The 1,592-nt window shown below is 40.0% G+C and carries 2 protein-coding genes; both read right to left on the bottom strand.

Annotated features, from left to right (window positions below; translation table 11 throughout):
- Window positions 1-144: 144 nt before the first annotated feature.
- Window positions 145-930: a hypothetical protein gene (locus EYO21_06790; protein ID HIB03511.1), complete on the bottom strand. Its 786-nt coding sequence runs from the start codon at window positions 928-930 to the stop codon at window positions 145-147.
- A 37-nt stretch (window positions 931-967) separates the two neighbouring features.
- A complete protein-coding gene (locus EYO21_06785; GenBank protein HIB03510.1) occupies window positions 968-1,429 on the bottom strand; it encodes a hypothetical protein in 462 nt (153 codons plus the stop codon).
- Between the last annotated feature and the right edge of the window lie 163 nt (window positions 1,430-1,592).

The following is a 1,592-nucleotide window of genomic DNA, read 5'->3' as shown; positions in this document are numbered from 1 at the left end:
CTGTCCACCGTTTTTCAATTGCAGCAACAAGATCTTCCCGATCCCCAGCTACAGCCTCAGCGGGGATGGCCAGCAAGAGGGCGAGAAGTATGATTAGATTCTTTTTCATGATTATCTCCTTATTTCCAAGTAAGAGAACGGATATTAGTTTCCAAGTAGTTCGTTGATCTCCTTAACCTTATTTGTAGCTGAAACAGAGTAAGGATATTTATCGAGGGCATTTTCGTAATATTTCAATGCTGTTTCGTATACCTTCTCATTAAAGTAAAACTCGCCCATGGAATCGGGAGGATTATACCCTTCAGGGTATGCCTCAAGGTATTTGTCAAAATAAGATTTAGCGGCTGCCTTTTCATCTTCACCGTAGTGCATATAACCTAACATATTGAGAATATGAGCATAGCTTGCACCTGAATTTTTGTTTTTATCAAGCAGAACTTTCAATTCATCAATTCTCTCTTTAGGGGTTGGTTTTGTAGTAGCATAGTAATAGTGAATGAACCAACCATCAGGCTCTATTTCATGCATTTTGGACCAGATCTCATGCCTTTTTGCCCTTCTTTCCTCACCAGCAGGCAAGTCGATATCAAAAAGAGAAACCATGAGGTTTGAGTTTTCGTTTTTACCCTTTACAAGCTCCCTGGCCTTTGATTTATGCATTTCATCGGCCTCTCCATCAGGGGTTAACCAGGCCAGAACAACATGAGAGGCAAACAGAGAAGAGTCAACCTCAAGTGACCCTGTGAAAAAAGAGTATGACTTTTCCCATTCAATATTCAAAAAGTGAAAAATACCTTTACTGACCATGGCATTGGCAACTTCATTCTCACCAAACCATTCAATGTATTTTCCATCCGTTGAACCGCCAGTGTTGTTACATGAAATTGTCAGAACAGTTACAACAAGAATTGCGGGAATTAATTTTTTCATGATGATTTCCTTTTTATTTGATTATTTATCTGTTTACTCAGTTGGTGGCTGTTTGACTGGTGCCGGCTCCTCCCATAATTGGGGACCAGTGAGAAGCTCTTACCCTCCATTCGCCGTTTTCTTTAACAAATGCCTGAGTAACACGGGTCATATAATGGCCCACCGGCTTAGATCCTTTAGGTGTCATGGAGCCTTCTGAGTAGTACATGGCTACCGCTGCTTTTTTCGGAACCAGAATAATAACCTCAACATGTTTAATGTTCATATTCACACTGTCATATTCATCAGACCGGCCATCGGGTCCGACCTCATGCAACAGGCCGCCACTGGACCAGAACTCCAGGGCACCTTCCTTTGAATATTCAGCCATGTTTGTTTTATTCTTATTTAAATAATTGTTGCTTGCCATTATCTGCTTGATAATGTCTTCTTTGTCTCCAGCGATCAGAATACCACCGAAAAAAACAGTAAATGAAAGTAACAACTTTACTTTTTTCACAATTATCTCCCTTTGTTTAATCAAGGTTCAAGAAGATTCCATTCTTCCTGAAATGGTTTTTTACGGAATGTTTACCTCGAGCACGGTGAATATAAAGGCTGGGCAATCACTATTTCCATATAATTAATTTCTGTGATCTTCTCTGAACCTTGATGTAAACTGA

The sequence above is a fragment of the Candidatus Neomarinimicrobiota bacterium genome (genome assembly GCA_012964825.1).
Lineage (GTDB): Bacteria > Fidelibacterota > Marinisomatia > Marinisomatales > S15-B10 > UBA2125.
Note: the sequence above shows the minus strand (reverse complement) of the source record. Positions and strands in the feature narration are given on the sequence as shown.

Coding starts and splice junctions, on each gene's coding strand:
- EYO21_06790 (HIB03511.1), bottom strand. CDS start 930: ATGAAAAAATTAATTCCCGCAATTCTTGTTGTAACTGTTCTGACAATT.